This is a genomic window from Marinomonas phaeophyticola, assembly GCF_026966905.1.
Taxonomy (GTDB): Bacteria; Pseudomonadota; Gammaproteobacteria; order Pseudomonadales; family Marinomonadaceae; genus Marinomonas; species Marinomonas phaeophyticola.
The window spans coordinates 61,127-74,757 of record NZ_JAPUBN010000013.1 but is presented as its reverse complement, the minus strand read 5'-3'; the positions used below and the strand labels follow the sequence as shown (position 1 = coordinate 74,757).

Here is a 13,631-nt window from a genome sequence, read left to right as displayed (position 1 = left end):
CATTTCTCGGTGGTTTTATATTTTTCTCTAAAAACAAAGGCTATCCAATTGTCATTAAACCGATTAGATAGCCTTGTAGAATAGCCCACTTATGAAATAGTTAACCGTCTTCTAAAGCACGTTTAACTCGCTTTCCGTAATCACGATCCGCTAAGCTGAATTGCTCAATCATACGCGCTTGAATGGACGAGTTTGCTTGAGAAAGCCCGCCAACAATGTTTGCTACAAGTTGTTGTTTTTGAACTTCATCCATCAAATTAAATAAATCGCCAGCCTGAGTGTAATAATCTTCCTGCTCTTGGCTATGATAACCTACCCATGCGTCTTCTAATAAAGGCATCGCCGGCGCGGACACAGAGCTATCGGGAACGGCGGCACCTTGTTCTCCTCGATCGTTTGGATAGAAATTCGCTTCGCTCCCCTGAAAGCTAGGCTTGCCACTGTAAGGGCACATACCGGCAAAGGCTCCGTCTCTTTGGTAGGTATTCATCGGACACCGAGGCGCATTAACCGGAATACTATTAAAGTTTGTACCTACACGGTGACGATGGGCGTCTTGGTATGCAATTAAGCGGCCTTGTAACATTTTATCCGGTGAAGCCCCAATACCGGGAATAAGGTTACTTGGTGCGAAAGCAGCCTGCTCAGTTTCGGCGAAATAATTATCCACGTTTCGATTTAATTCCAACTGGCCTACTTCTATTAACGGAAAGTCCTTATGCGGCCAAATTTTAGTTAAATCAAACGGATTAATCGCGTAATTTAATGCTTCTTTTTCTGTCATGACCTGCAACTTCACCGTCCAAGATGGAAAGTCTCCTTTATCTATCGCCTCGATTAAATCTGCTTGGGCACCATGGGATGGCATTTTTTCCGCTTCTTCGTTAGTGAGCGTCGCAATACCCTGGTTGGACTTAAGGTGCCATTTTACCCAGACGCGCTCACCGGCTTGATTCCAAAAACTTAATGTATGAGAACCAAAACCGTGCATCTGACGATAACTTGCAGGGATCCCGCGATCTGACATAAGTATCGTCATCTGATGCAATGATTGCGGATGATTGGCCCAGAACTCAAACATATTGCTTGGATTCGGCAAATTTGTTCTAGGGTCTTTTTTCTGAGAATGTATGAAATCAGGAAATTTAATAGGATCGTTTAAAAAGAAAACCGGCGTATTGTTACCGACTAGATCAAAGTTTCCTTCTTCTGTATAAAATTTAATCGCAAAGCCACGAGGATCACGAGCATAATCACTAGAGTCTTGACCACCACCAACAGTAGAGAAACGCACAAACACCTCGGTTTTCTGGCCGGATTCCTGTAAAAATTTCGCGATCGTAAGATGATCAAGGTTTTTACTTAATGTAAAAGAGCCATAGGCTCCCGTACCGCGTGCATGAACAACACGCTCAGGAATACGCTCTCTATTGAAGTGGGCTAACTTCTCAAATAAATAATGATTATCGAAGGTTAATGGTCCACGAGCACCAGCACTGATACTGTTATTATCATCGGCAACCGGTGCCCCATTTGAAGATGTTAAGCGTGTTTTACTCATAATATTCATTCCCCTTGCTTATTTGACTAAAGCGTTGTGTATCTGTTGAAAAATCTACAAACACTATAAGCAAAGCAGGGACATTTTAATAATTTATTAAAACAATCGAACTGATAGTTTTTTCAATCAAACAATGGTAAATCGAACATTCGTAAACGTGCCTATACAAGTGCTATCTATTCAAGACTTTTTCAAGATAACCAAGGTAACCGAGCCCACATTGAACCCAAACTTAGTTAGCATAGATTCATTCAGCAAAACCTTCTCTTCAATAAGGTACATACGATCATCTACATTAACCTCGATCAGGTCGTCCCCATAAGGAACTTGTAAGATGTACTTCATAAAGAGCGCATTGCCTGATGTCATTAGCTCACCAGATCCAACAACATCCGGTGCGGTTGCGATATACCCCTTATGTTCGTTTGGTGTTAACGTCCAAATTCGCTGCTGGTGCTCTCCATCATCAAAAATAAAAGATTCATCGAGCGTGCCAATACCTTCTTCCCAGGAAGCCAATAAATCCGCAGTAAAATAGCGAATCACTTCTCCACGGCGGTTTTTCACCATACCATGTGCAACCAAGTCACCGTCAAAGAAGTCTTCAACCACCAGCTTAGGCGTGTTGTCTTTGTAGGTTTCAACGGCAACAGATGAACAAGAGGTTAACAATACCGCAAACAAGCCAATAACACTGAGCAAGGCTATTTTTTTAAAAAAATACATCATTCCTCCCACCTATCCTATTATCTTTATGTCTAATGAAAGGGACTGTTACTCAGTTACTTGATAGCGATACCGAAGGTCTACCGTTAAATAGTTGCCATTTTTTTCAGAAATGTTTCCTCTGCCTAAATAACGAGACAGTCGTTTGGTCTGATTGTTATACACTAAATAAATGGGCTCCATTACTAGGCTAATCCACCAGGCATCGGGCGACATCATGAAGCAAACAGAGTGGCTATCTTCTGTTTTACAGTTTGTGGTTTCTATACGAAAAGGCGCGGTGATTTGACGAGTGGGGGCTAAGAAATCAATTTTTAAAACATCGCCGCGATTCAAGTTATCCCAATATTTATGAATAAAATGATCAAAACCGGCATCTACTATTAATCGATTAGTAATACCAACTTGTTTTGATTTCAACTTACTTGATTCAGAGGCTTTGAAGTTGACTGTTAGTGTATTATTAGTCGATGTCGTGACTTCTATTACCTCTCCATTACGTTCATTTACTTGATAAAAACTTGGTACTAAAGAAGAGTAAGCATAAGTGAGTTTCTTAGTAGCAAAAGTCTCCCCGTTCACTTCACGATAAGTCACGGTATGTTCGGAGGAGGATGGCCTCTTATGGGTTTCTGTGTATAAGAGATCCCCCGTATTCACATCGTATGCACTTCCAATAACAATACTATCCGTTGTCCCTACTGCATCTATTGCATTCGCTGGATTAATTAGGCTCAACAAGCCAATGCCTAATACTCTTGAATAGACTTTCGTTGTTAACATACTTTTTTCCTGTTTATTAAGCGTGACATTGAGTTCAGATCTAATGATGCTGACGAAACCAGTAACCGATTAAGAGGGAATTTGTCGTAAGCGAGTCAATCCATATTTTTGAGCGATGAAGAGAACACTCGGCAAAAGTAGTGCCCAGATAGCGCCAACTGTAATAAGCATGATCCATACTGGTTCTATCGATGAAGAACGAGACATAATAAGCCCTCCATAGTAACTGACAGGGACCGCGAAACCACCGATAAGCATGGCAAATTTAAAACGGCCATGAAGCCAAAAAAGGCCATGAATTAACGTCGTTGAAAACGCCAACCATAAACACATCATCCAAATAGGCAGGATCGACACGTTTTCCGTTATGGCGATGGCTCCCGAAAACTGAATCACACCTAACGTTTGTAAAACACTGTCAATCATCATGCCGCTGGTCGTAAAACCCATGATCAATAACCATTCTCGATTGTCGCGAATCATAAAACGAGAGTGGATAATTAGCAGCATGGATACCGCGATAATGGCAATGATTTCGGGCGAAGCGACACAGATAAACCAAGCAATTTGAAAGAATATTGCGTTACCTACATCTGAAGGCATTGAGTTAATATTTAAATTATCATGATTCGCTTCTGACTCTTTTTCTTCGTCTGATGAAGTTGTCATACGTTAACGTCCTAGTATCCACGTTGGAGTTATCTATTGGCTTGGAAGCGCCATTCCGGTTTAGCAAAAACAAACTGGCCTGTACTAATGGCCCGCTCACGAAAGCCGCCTTCACAATAACAAAGATAAAACTCCCACATGCGACAGAAAATATCATCAAACCCCATGTCTCTCACTTGATGCTTTTTCTGCATAAAAGCATTCCGCCAATCTTTTAAGGTATCAGCATAGTGCTCCGTAATGTCCTCCACCGCCACAATCTGTAAGTTAGTATGCTTAGAAACTTTACTGGCGATCACTTCATTCGATGGTAAACACCCGCCAGGAAAAATGTACCTTTGTATAAAATCAACGGACTTTTTCGCATAATGATAACGCTGGTCTGCGATCGTAATGGCTTGTATGAGCATCAACCCATTGTCTTTTAAGAGCTGGCTGCACATAGAAAAATAACTGTCGTAATACTCATGACCCACCGCTTCAATCATTTCAATGGAAACTAATTTGTCATACTTTCCTTGGAGGTCTCGGTAATCATCTAAAAGCAGGGTTACCTGTTTCGATAGCCCTTCCTCTTCCACTCTCTGTTTAGCAAAGTCGTATTGTTCTTGAGAGATGGTCGTCGTCGTTACTTTACAGCCATAATATTTCGCCGCATGTACCGCAAGACCACCCCATCCAGTGCCAATTTCAAGTAAATGGTCATCCGCTTTAAGTTCTAATTTTTGACAGATTCGATCTAATTTATAAGTGGAAGCTTCTTCTAATGAGGCGTTTGCATGTGGATAAATGGCCGCGGAATACATCATGGTTGGATCAAGAAAGAGCGAGAAAAAGTCATTCCCTAAATCATAATGAGCAGAAATATTTTGCTTAGCGCCTTTTTGAGTGTTTGCATTCACTAAATGCGCCAATTTAGTTCCGATACGGCTCCATAAAGGACGATCACCGTCCATCTGGTTGATCAAGGACAGATTTTTAACCATCAACTGAATAACCGCGACCAAATCAGGCGTTGTCCAGCGATTCAGCATAAAGGCTTCGCCAGCACCAATACTGGAGTTTATAAACAGATCCCAATACACCGATCTATCATGGATATGAATATGCGCCACACATTGAGCGCTGTCTTTCGATTCACCAAAATGGAAAACCCTTTCATCAGCTTCACCTTGCTCATGAAAATGTTCTTCTATGATTAGGTGGCCTACCTTAAGTTTACTCAATGCCTTCATCACACATTTTTTGGCAAATTTATCTAAAAAATTAACAGAACGCCTTTCACTGACTTTTTGATTTGCTATATTTACAGAACCCATAGACGGTTAACTCCTCTCTTTCTTTTTTGCTGATACCGTACTGTTTGGATGATCTTGTACTGGTATGCCCTTCTTCCAAATTTTCAACGCTTGCCAATAAATGCTTAACACCACTTTCAGTGTCATAAAAGGATACTGCAGTAAAATACGTCTCAAGCTGGTAGAAGAAATTTCTTCTCGTTGTAAGCTTAACGTTGCATCAAATACCACACTGTTTTTAGCTAACTCATTCGTTGAAAGAGCGTTTTTATTTTCCATATGGATGGCAATTTTTGTTTTTGGGACATTGCTGCGCCAATCATAAAAGTGACTCATCGGATGGAACGGTGACACATGCATCTCTTTATTAAAGGTTATACGCTGCTTGTGGGTATTTGGATCACAACGAAGGACGTATTGTACTTTTTCGCCCCAAGGCGTATTGGTCACTTCCAATACCATCGCTTGCAAAAGGTCGGCTTTATCAAAGCAGTAGTACACAGAAATGGGATTTATAATAAACCCAAAATAGCGTAAATTTGTGAGCAACCTTATGGGGCCATCCACGTCAACCCCCAGTTGCGTTTTCACTTTATGGCGCACAGATTCAGACAAACTTTGCTTAGGATCACCGAGATAATCAGATCGCTTAAAACGGGCAAAGTGCCATGATTTCTTCGACCACCAAGAAGATAAAGCAAACACCTTATCTAGCTCATCTAAATCCAAATACATCATAAAAACCCGATATTTAAAGTCATGCCGTTTAGGGGAATAGCGGCGATGACGAACCCATCCATGATAGATACCACTTTTAAGGAGGGTAGATTGCGGTCTCACTAGAGCATCCCCTTGATTTTATCGGCCACTCTAATGCCACTCATACAGCCATCTTCATGGAAACCATTCCGCCAGTAAGCACCACAAAACCAAGTATTATTAACACCATTAATCTCTGACCAACGTCCTTGAGCTTGTATTCCTGCCAGGGTAAAGACAGGGTGAGCATAGTGGTAGCGACCTAACACTTTTTCTTCGGCAATTTTATTAGCGGCATTCAAGGTCACAACAAAGGTGGTATCACTTTCAATGCCTTGCAATATATTCATATTGTAACTAAGCGTTGCGGGGCGGTTACTGTCCTCACCGAGATGATAGTTCCAACTTGACCACGCTTTTTTTGCGGTTGGCAAAATGCGGTCATCCGTATGCAGAACCACTTCATTCATACGATAAGGCATGGCTTCCAATATATGTTGTTCCGCTAAGCTCGGGTCACTTAAAAGAGTGAGCGCTTGATCACTGTGACAAGCAAAGATCACTTGATCAAACGACTCACTGGTTTGATCTTCAAAATGGATTTCAACCGATTCCTTACTTCGTACTACATGGTGAATTCGTGCGTTTAAATGAATGCGGTCTGCAAAAGCGGCCGTTAATGGTGCCAAATATGCCTTAGACCCGCCTTTAATAACACGCCACTGAGGGCGGTTATTCACACTCAGTAACCCATGATTCTTGAAAAAACGGACGAAGAAAACCAGTGGGAAATCCAACATTTCAGCCAATGTGGAAGACCATATTGCACTGCCCATTGGAATCAAATAATGGCTAGCAAAAAGCGATCCATAGCCTTGTTGCTGTAAATATTCTCCCAATGTTGTGGCTTCATCTAGATGGCCACTCTCCAAATCACGAATAGCATTTTTATTAAAGTTAACAATGTCTTTCAACATGGCTAAATAAGGGAGGTTAACTAGGTTTTTTCTTTGCGCAAAAAGGGTATCAAGATTGTTACCACCATATTCCAGTCCTGTTTTTTCGCAACTGACACTAAAACTCATTTCAGTGGCGACAGACTCGACTTTTAGGTCACGCATTAACTTAATGAAATTTGGGTAGGTCCAATCGTTGTAAACAATAAAACCCGTATCTATAGCGTACTTTTCACCATGAAGGTTTATATCCATAGTCGCGGTATGACCACCGATTCGATCCGCTGATTCAAACACCGTTATTTCATGAGTTGAATGAAGCTTGTAAGCCGCCGACAAGCCTGAAATCCCGGTTCCGATAATGGCTATTTTCATCAAACTTTCCTTTTTGTACTTGATCTTTGTTGTAGGTGAAATCGTTATTTAGACTGTTGAAGTTGTAACCATAATCTAGGCATTTTTCTGGCGATCCAAAGCATGCTTGAAAGTCTTTTGGGGAATGAGCAACTAAAGCATCTATCGGCCATAGCCGTGATTATCCTATCTGCGGCTTGCGCTGAATCCATCAGAAAGGGCATATTAAAGGTATTTTTTTGGGTTAATGGCGTGTCAACAAAACCCGGCATTATGCTGGTTACATCTATATTGAAGCGAGCTAAATCCACCCTTAAAGCGTCTAACCAATAGCGTATGGCGGCTTTCGAAGCCCCATACCCTTCCGCTTGAGTAAACGGTGCTGAAATGACCTGCGAGCTGATTCCGATAAGGTGAGGTTTGCTGGCATTTTTTAATAAAGGTAAACAGGCTTGTAAAGAGTGAACCATGCCTAAATAATTAACCGCTATCATTCTTTCCATAATGTCCCAATCTGGATTATCTATATCCAAATATTCACAGTGGCCTGCATTTAGGATGGCTCTGTCAATGTGACGGGTTGTTTGCTTAAGCTCTTCGGTAACACGATGAATTTGTGTTTTATCAGCCACATCAAAAACCACGAAAGAAACATTTTCAATGGTGTTGGCCATTTCCTGCAACATGGATTGATTCCTAGCACTGACAATTACCTTATTGTGCTTAGCCAATCGTTCAACTAGGGCATAACCAATCCCAGAACTACCGCCCGTAATCCAAATTGTTTCATTCTGAATTTGATGTGTTTTTGATCGCATGTTCTCTATACCTATTCGGATTCGTTCATTTAGAACGGATTAGCTCGCTGTTATTGATTAGACAATCGGTGCTTCAATTTTTTCACTAAGAAACCGACTAGAGGGACATGTTCATAAAGCATCTCACCTAGATCATAGATATCCTCGTGATAATAAATACGTTCATTAAATTGAATTTGAGACATACCTCTGACCACTATGATTTCATTTCCAAGCTTAGGGTGCTTAAAATACATATTCCATTTGATATAAGCTCTGTTATCACCGATTAGCTCATCTAGATATTCAAAACGACCACTTTCAACACTATGACAAACGTCTTCCATGTAAGCATAAAGCGCATCCATACCACGCACTTCATGCACAGGATCTTTAAAGTGAACGTTATCGGAATAGACCTTACCTATTTCATTCAAAGGAGGATTTTTCACATCTTTATAAAAGTGTTTAAAACGCTCAATTAGCATGTGCTTATCTGCCTTGTTTATAGATGCTGTATCTAGACTTACCGTTTCCATATCTTCTACCTATAACGTGCCAGCAGCACGGATCAATACATCTGCCATTGTGAATATGTGCCATTATAAGGTTATACGATGTGGCACTCTTTATTGGATCACTCATCAAAGCATTATTATCAGAGCCATCAAAAAAAGAGATGGAAAGACTATATAAATAAGAGTGATCCACTTTTTCTATCGGTGCGTATTAATAGATATGAAATTTAAATAATGATCGAACTAATCATAAGTTGAAGATGCTAATGTTAGTAATAGGTTCATCGGACAACACTGTTTACCAACCAAACTTACTTCTACACTCTGGAGTCAATTTAGAATGAACAGAGCCATTGGCCAGCAAGATACAACACTCACTGACGATATAATGGCTGTCGCGGAAAAGCGCGATCAAGCGGCCTTGGGACGCTTATTTGATCATTATGTTCCTAAAATCAGAGGCTTTTGCTTAGCCGCTCAACCAGGAGCAATGCTGATGGCAGACGATATTGCTCAAGAAGTAATGATACGGGTTTGGAATAAAGCGGGCACATTCAATCCTTCAGCGGCATCGCTGAATACATGGATATTCACCATTGCCCGTAATGCTAGAATTGACTACCTACGTAAAAATGGACGCCATATCTCTAATATTGACCCAGAACTTCTATGGAGTGACATTGAAGATGAAAATGTCGACCTATTTAGGGATGTCCAGCAAGCAAGAGATAAAAAACGGATTCACAATGGCTTAGCGCAACTACCGACTGATCAAAAGCAGGTCCTAGCCAAGGTCTACCTTGAAGGTAAGACACACGTAGAAGCCGCAGAAGAACTTGGTTTACCATTAGGTACCATTAAGTCTCGTGTACGTTTGGCTTTACATAAACTCACTATTTACATTAAGAGGTAGTCACTATGCTTAACTACCATCCAACGATAGAATTATTAACTGATTACACGGCTGGTTCTCTGGCCCTGTCTTACTCTCTTTGCATTGCAACACACTTAGAACAATGCAAGGAATGCCGAGCTCAAGTTAAGAAGCTAGAGCACGTCGGCAGCGTACTTTTTGATGAAATTGATCCTTTAGAGGCATCATCCAATAATATGGATGATCTCAAACAAGCCTTTTTCAATCGTCTTGAAGAACAAAACAAGATGTCTGACACCATGACAGCACTCAACACGGTAAATAGCCATGATGGCTACCGAGTGCCTAGAAGTCTGCAACAATTTGTACCAGAGGGCTACGACGCATTAAATTGGGTTCGCATCTCTCCGTCGTTTCAAACGGCTATTTTAGCTAACGAGGAGAATGGAACCCAAATTGCTCTGACCAGGGTAAAAGCAGGCAGTAACATACCCACTCACACTCATACTGGAGATGAATTCACGCTGGTATTAGAAGGCAGTTTTTCTGACCAGAGCGGTGTTTATAAAAGAGGGGATTTTGTTCAACTTAACCAACAACACACCCATAAGCCCGTAGTAACCCGAGATGCTGAATGCATTTGTTTAACCATTGTGGATGCACCGATTCAATTTACTGGTTTATTGACGCGCTTATTAAACCCTATTTTGCGAAAAGTACATCCTTACAGAGGCTAGCCTTCTGCAATCTAGGTGCCTATTTTTAAAACCTGTGTCGATATAGATTCGCTCAGGTTTTTTCTATAGGCGACCTAGGTACAAAAATCGTATATACTCTACCTTCAATTTATAACATGGAAGGCCCAAATCATGGCAGCCAAACCTAAATCTTCGACATCTAAGAAAAAGCAACCTGCGGCATCAGAAACCTCTGCGTCCATTGAATCGCAAATGGAAGCATTCTTAGCATCAGGTGGCAAAATAGATGTAATCGAATCAGGCGTAAGCGGACAAATCAGTGTCGCAGGTCCTAAGCACATTACCTTAAACAAAAAATCTTAGTAGCGATTAGCATTGAAAAAAATTGCTGTTTTTGTTGATGTCCAGAATATTTACTACACAACAAAACACACATTTGGTAAGCACTTTGACTATTCCGCATTTTGGCGTGAAATTCGTCAAATAGGAGAAATTCATTGTGCCTATGCCTATGCTATTGACCGTGGTGACAGTAAACAGCACCAGTTTCAGAACATCCTCAAAAATATCGGTTTTGACGTCAAACTTAAACCTTTTATCCAAAGGAATGATGGCTCTGCAAAAGGTGACTGGGATGTAGGCATCACCATTGATATTATGGAAAGTGCGGCCAATGTCGATGAAATCATCCTACTTTCAGGAGACGGTGACTTCGACCGCCTACTTACCCATGTAATGCAGAAACAGCAGGTTTTTACTCGTGTCTACGGTGTAGATCAACTTACTGCGCAATCACTTGTCCGTGCTTGTAGCCTATTTCGTGAAATCGATTCTTCTCTCTTATTAAAATAATACTCCTTAAAGTAATACTCCGTCTTCAAGACGGCACCCATCTATCAGCATTCTTTTACCACTTAGTTTGTCTTATTTCTGCCACCTAATTGTCACCTAAATGTCACTTCCTCAATCTACCCTAGATGGAATAGCTAAACTTAGGACAATGGAGAAATCACTTTGATGCACATAGAGCAAATTATTGCGGAAAAGTCCCCCAACTTCCTGCAAAAACACCCACTATTTACTCGTCCAACATTAGAAATTTTAAAACACTTATTTCATGAGCAAGAGGTAAATCGCTTTCTCGACGAGAATAAAGATTGTTTAGGGTTTGAATTTATTGATCGAGTGTTAAACCATTTTAATTTCAATTATCAAGTAAGTCAGATAGACCGCCGAAATATTCCCGCTATTGGACGGGTTATCATTATAGCCAATCATCCATTAGGCGCTTTGGATGGATTGGCTCTACTACGACTCGTTGGTGAAGTCAGAAGCGATGTAAAGATTATCGCTAATGATATGCTGATGCATTTTGATGCACTCAAGAACCTCATTCTTCCGGTAGACAATCTGTCGGGAAAAAGCAGTAGTAAACAACTTAAAAATATTATCGATTGTTTACGTAAAGAAGAAGCCGTTATTATTTTCCCTGCAGGAGAAGTCTCTCGTCTTTCTCCAAGCGGTATTAAGGATCAAAAGTGGAGCGCCAGCTATTTAAAATTGGCACAGAAAACCAACAGCCCTATATTGCCCGTTTATATTAATGGTCGTAATTCTTTACTTTTTTACACAAGCTCCATTATTTACCGCCCTCTCTCCACCATTCAGCTTGCCCATGAAATGTTTAAACAACAAAATCGTCATGTTCCTATTCAAGTGGGACAACCCATTCCCATTCAAGAACTGGCTAAATTACCCTTGAGTGATAAAGAAAAAAACAAACTGGTCAAACGTCACCTATATCGTATCGCTAAAGGTAAAAAGCCCCTATTACAAACCGAGACCACTATATCGCACCCCCAGGATCGCAAGTTAATAAAAACAGAACTGACTAATTCAGAGTACCTAGGTTGCACCAAAGATGGCAAACACATTTATTTATTCGATTATCTAGACCAATCGGCCACGATCAAAGAAATTGGGCGGCTACGAGAAATGGCCTTTAGAACGGTAGGAGAAGGCACTGGACAAAGCTCAGATCTCGATAAATTCGATCAATACTATAGACACCTAGTCTTGTGGGATGAAGATCAATTGGAGATTGTTGGGGCGTATCGCATCGGAGAAATCAACAAATACATTAAAGATGGCAGTTCTCATGCTATCTATACGGAAGAACTGTTCCAATTATCTCCAGATATGATGCCGTACTTAGAACAAGGTGTTGAATTAGGGCGCAGCTTTGTACAACCGAAGTACTGGGGAAAGAGAAGTCTAGATTATCTTTGGTATGGCATTGGCGCCTACTTAAATAGGCATCCTGAAGTTCGGTATTTGTTTGGCCCTGTGAGTTTAAGCAACAATTATCCACAACTGGCCAAAGACCTAATTGTTCACTTCTATTCACTGTATTTTCCAGACCCCGATGCCTTAGCGGTTTCCTTCACGCCTTATCAAATTGCCTTGGAAAATAAAGACTATGTTAGTGCTTTGTTTACAGGTGCTCGTTATGAAGAAGACTTTAGAATACTGAAAGAACAACTGAGTCATTTAAATGTTTCAGTGCCTACACTATATAAGCAATACAGTGAGTTATGTGAGCACAATGGTGTGCGTTTCTTAGATTTTGGCGTCGACGCCGATTTTGGCTTTTGTATCGATGGACTCGTACTTGTGGATTTACAAAAGGTAAAAGAGCTGAAAAACAACCGCTATCGTGGCATTAGTAACCATATGGACACAGAGCTTCACTAAGACAAGTCAGTATCATCATAGGTAACTAAAATATGGTGATACTGACCAAGAAAGGGATTGATGTCATGGGTCCAGTCTACTTTTCGTTATTGGTTTTATGAGGTTCTAATGCGTCTTTATTTTTTTCCGCGCTTTTCTTACTCAAATGTTTATAAACAAAGTAAGCAATCAATTTCAATACAGCTAATACGCCTAATGACCAAAGAGCAACTGTTGTTGGATTCATCCTATTTCTCCTATTGAAACGTGTTCATATTACCGTTCACTATAACACCCGATGTTGGGCGCCTCTCTGACATAAAGCAAGGTTAAGTCCCTCTAACCTAAATAAAGTAATGAGCGACACAATTAAGCTTGCACTGTCTGTGAGCGACGCACTCGTTAACTGTTCTTTTTTTGAACAAATAACATAATTAAAGATAGCTCAGTTTTTCTGTTTTAGCCTGTTTGTCACATTAAATTTGTAATTTAAGGGCTGTCATAAGAAAGGTCTGATATATGGCCTAAGACTTGCAAAATATCAGTTTCATAAGCTAACGACATTGGAGCGAACCATGATTGAAAAAAAATTCCTGAAAAGTAAGCCCATCTGCAAAGTTAAGTTCTCACTTCCAAAAAGCCAAGTTCAAGCGGCCAAAACCGTCACCGTTGTCGGTGACTTCAATAATTGGGATATATCCGCCACTCCTTTAAAGAAACAAAAAACTGGCAACTTTGCAGCTACAATCGATTTAGACATCCATAAAGAGTATCAATTTCGCTACGTTCTCGATGGAAAAGAATGGATCAATGATGAGGAGGCGGACCGTTTTGTGCCTGCAAATATCGGTTCAGAGCAAAATGGCTTATTATCCATTTAATATTTTTACGCCATGAAGCCTTTA

Annotated in this window: 16 protein-coding genes; 6 read left to right on the top strand and 10 right to left on the bottom strand. The window is 40.6% G+C overall.

Annotation, left to right across the window (positions count from 1 at the left end; all coding sequences use genetic code 11):
* Positions 1-100 precede the first annotated feature (100 nt).
* The 9 genes from O1D97_RS06540 to O1D97_RS06500 all read right to left on the bottom strand — a co-directional run bounded on the left by O1D97_RS06540 (position 101) and on the right by O1D97_RS06500 (position 8,442).
* Positions 101-1,561 (bottom strand): catalase, encoded by a 1,461-nt coding sequence (locus O1D97_RS06540; protein ID WP_269123984.1) that lies wholly within the window; start codon positions 1,559-1,561, stop codon positions 101-103.
* Between the two features lie 180 nt (positions 1,562-1,741).
* Positions 1,742-2,290: a DUF3833 domain-containing protein gene (locus tag O1D97_RS06535; RefSeq protein WP_269123982.1), complete on the bottom strand. Its 549-nt coding sequence runs from the start codon at positions 2,288-2,290 to the stop codon at positions 1,742-1,744.
* Positions 2,291-2,335: 45 nt separating this feature from the next.
* Positions 2,336-3,070: a hypothetical protein gene (locus O1D97_RS06530; RefSeq protein WP_269123981.1), complete on the bottom strand. Its 735-nt coding sequence runs from the start codon at positions 3,068-3,070 to the stop codon at positions 2,336-2,338.
* Positions 3,071-3,139: 69 nt separating this feature from the next.
* Positions 3,140-3,739 carry a DUF2878 domain-containing protein gene (locus O1D97_RS06525; RefSeq protein WP_269123979.1) on the bottom strand — a complete coding sequence of 200 codons (600 nt, stop codon included), beginning with the start codon at positions 3,737-3,739 and terminating at the stop codon, positions 3,140-3,142.
* A gap of 29 nt (positions 3,740-3,768) precedes the next feature.
* Complete coding sequence (locus O1D97_RS06520; RefSeq protein ID WP_269123977.1) at positions 3,769-5,058, bottom strand: SAM-dependent methyltransferase; 1,290 nt, start codon at positions 5,056-5,058, stop codon at positions 3,769-3,771.
* 6 nt (positions 5,059-5,064) lie between these two features.
* Complete coding sequence (locus O1D97_RS06515; RefSeq protein ID WP_269123975.1) at positions 5,065-5,877, bottom strand: DUF1365 domain-containing protein; 813 nt, start codon at positions 5,875-5,877, stop codon at positions 5,065-5,067.
* Entirely contained in the window at positions 5,877-7,127 is a 1,251-nt protein-coding gene (locus O1D97_RS06510; protein ID WP_269123973.1) for an NAD(P)/FAD-dependent oxidoreductase, read from the bottom strand. The genes O1D97_RS06515 and O1D97_RS06510 overlap by 1 nt, the downstream gene beginning before the upstream one ends.
* Before the next feature lie 44 nt (positions 7,128-7,171).
* Complete coding sequence (locus tag O1D97_RS06505) at positions 7,172-7,924, bottom strand: SDR family NAD(P)-dependent oxidoreductase (RefSeq protein WP_269123972.1); 753 nt, start codon at positions 7,922-7,924, stop codon at positions 7,172-7,174.
* Between the two features lie 50 nt (positions 7,925-7,974).
* On the bottom strand, positions 7,975-8,442 hold the full coding sequence (locus tag O1D97_RS06500) for a nuclear transport factor 2 family protein (RefSeq protein WP_269123970.1): 468 nt from the start codon (positions 8,440-8,442) through the stop codon (positions 7,975-7,977).
* 319 nt (positions 8,443-8,761) lie between these two features.
* On the opposite strand from O1D97_RS06500, the gene O1D97_RS06495 reads away from it, so the two are divergent.
* From O1D97_RS06495 to olsF, 5 genes are all read left to right on the top strand, one after another.
* Positions 8,762-9,334 (top strand): sigma-70 family RNA polymerase sigma factor, encoded by a 573-nt coding sequence (locus O1D97_RS06495; RefSeq protein WP_269123968.1) that lies wholly within the window; start codon positions 8,762-8,764, stop codon positions 9,332-9,334.
* Positions 9,335-9,339: 5 nt separating this feature from the next.
* The gene (locus O1D97_RS06490; RefSeq protein ID WP_269123966.1) at positions 9,340-10,032 is read left to right on the top strand and encodes a ChrR family anti-sigma-E factor; all 693 of its coding nucleotides are present in this window, start codon (positions 9,340-9,342) and stop codon (positions 10,030-10,032) included.
* A gap of 132 nt (positions 10,033-10,164) precedes the next feature.
* The gene (locus O1D97_RS06485) at positions 10,165-10,356 is read left to right on the top strand and encodes a hypothetical protein (protein ID WP_269123964.1); all 192 of its coding nucleotides are present in this window, start codon (positions 10,165-10,167) and stop codon (positions 10,354-10,356) included.
* A gap of 12 nt (positions 10,357-10,368) precedes the next feature.
* Positions 10,369-10,845, top strand: a complete 477-nt coding sequence (locus tag O1D97_RS06480; RefSeq protein WP_269123962.1) for an NYN domain-containing protein — start codon at positions 10,369-10,371, stop codon at positions 10,843-10,845.
* A gap of 165 nt (positions 10,846-11,010) precedes the next feature.
* Entirely contained in the window at positions 11,011-12,747 is a 1,737-nt protein-coding gene (gene olsF, locus O1D97_RS06475) for a bifunctional ornithine lipid synthase OlsF (protein ID WP_269123960.1), read from the top strand.
* Between the two features lie 76 nt (positions 12,748-12,823).
* On the opposite strand, the gene O1D97_RS06470 is transcribed toward olsF, so the two are convergent.
* Positions 12,824-12,973, bottom strand: a complete 150-nt coding sequence (locus O1D97_RS06470) for a hypothetical protein (protein WP_269123958.1) — start codon at positions 12,971-12,973, stop codon at positions 12,824-12,826.
* A gap of 328 nt (positions 12,974-13,301) precedes the next feature.
* Between O1D97_RS06470 and O1D97_RS06465 the strand changes: the two genes are divergently transcribed.
* Positions 13,302-13,607 (top strand): isoamylase early set domain-containing protein, encoded by a 306-nt coding sequence (locus tag O1D97_RS06465; protein ID WP_269123956.1) that lies wholly within the window; start codon positions 13,302-13,304, stop codon positions 13,605-13,607.
* Positions 13,608-13,631 lie beyond the last annotated feature (24 nt).

What these genes read in the sequence shown, in the direction of transcription:
- O1D97_RS06540 (WP_269123984.1), bottom strand. Translation starts at nt 1,561, where the DNA reads ATGAGTAAAACACGCTTAACATCTTCAAATGGGGCACCGGTTGCCGAT.
- O1D97_RS06535 (WP_269123982.1), bottom strand. Translation starts at nt 2,290, where the DNA reads ATGATGTATTTTTTTAAAAAAATAGCCTTGCTCAGTGTTATTGGCTTG.
- O1D97_RS06530 (WP_269123981.1), bottom strand. Translation starts at nt 3,070, where the DNA reads ATGTTAACAACGAAAGTCTATTCAAGAGTATTAGGCATTGGCTTGTTG.
- O1D97_RS06525 (WP_269123979.1), bottom strand. Translation starts at nt 3,739, where the DNA reads ATGACAACTTCATCAGACGAAGAAAAAGAGTCAGAAGCGAATCATGAT.
- O1D97_RS06520 (WP_269123977.1), bottom strand. Translation starts at nt 5,058, where the DNA reads ATGGGTTCTGTAAATATAGCAAATCAAAAAGTCAGTGAAAGGCGTTCT.
- O1D97_RS06510 (WP_269123973.1), bottom strand. Translation starts at nt 7,127, where the DNA reads ATGAAAATAGCCATTATCGGAACCGGGATTTCAGGCTTGTCGGCGGCT.
- O1D97_RS06505 (WP_269123972.1), bottom strand. Translation starts at nt 7,924, where the DNA reads ATGCGATCAAAAACACATCAAATTCAGAATGAAACAATTTGGATTACG.
- O1D97_RS06500 (WP_269123970.1), bottom strand. Translation starts at nt 8,442, where the DNA reads ATGGAAACGGTAAGTCTAGATACAGCATCTATAAACAAGGCAGATAAG.
- O1D97_RS06495 (WP_269123968.1), top strand. Translation starts at nt 8,762, where the DNA reads ATGAACAGAGCCATTGGCCAGCAAGATACAACACTCACTGACGATATA.
- O1D97_RS06490 (WP_269123966.1), top strand. Translation starts at nt 9,340, where the DNA reads ATGCTTAACTACCATCCAACGATAGAATTATTAACTGATTACACGGCT.
- O1D97_RS06485 (WP_269123964.1), top strand. Translation starts at nt 10,165, where the DNA reads ATGGCAGCCAAACCTAAATCTTCGACATCTAAGAAAAAGCAACCTGCG.
- olsF (WP_269123960.1), top strand. Translation starts at nt 11,011, where the DNA reads ATGCACATAGAGCAAATTATTGCGGAAAAGTCCCCCAACTTCCTGCAA.
- O1D97_RS06470 (WP_269123958.1), bottom strand. Translation starts at nt 12,973, where the DNA reads ATGAATCCAACAACAGTTGCTCTTTGGTCATTAGGCGTATTAGCTGTA.
- O1D97_RS06465 (WP_269123956.1), top strand. Translation starts at nt 13,302, where the DNA reads ATGATTGAAAAAAAATTCCTGAAAAGTAAGCCCATCTGCAAAGTTAAG.